The sequence below is a fragment of the Staphylococcus sp. HMSC072E01 genome (assembly GCF_001814125.1).
Classification (GTDB): domain Bacteria; phylum Bacillota; class Bacilli; order Staphylococcales; family Staphylococcaceae; genus Staphylococcus; species Staphylococcus hominis.
Window position 1 is genome coordinate 1 of sequence record NZ_KV814972.1, and the last position, 259, is coordinate 259.

Here is a 259-nt window from a genome sequence, read left to right on the forward strand (position 1 = left end):
GAGCTGTCCTTAGTACGAGAGGACCGGGATGGACATACCTCTGGTGTACCAGTTGTCGTGCCAACGGCATAGCTGGGTAGCTATGTATGGACGGGATAAGTGCTGAAAGCATCTAAGCATGAAGCCCCCCTCAAGATGAGATTTCCCAACTTCGGTTATAAGATCCCTCAGAGATGATGAGGTTAATAGGTTCGAGGTGGAAGCGTGGTGACACGTGGAGCTGACGAATACTAATCGATCGAAGACTTAATCAATTTTT

At 47.9% G+C, this 259-nt stretch carries 1 rRNA gene; it reads left to right on the top strand.

The window, feature by feature from the left end:
- A 23S ribosomal RNA gene (locus HMPREF2953_RS07425) occupies positions 1–254 on the top strand; the annotation flags it as partial.
- Between the last annotated feature and the right edge of the window lie 5 nt (positions 255–259).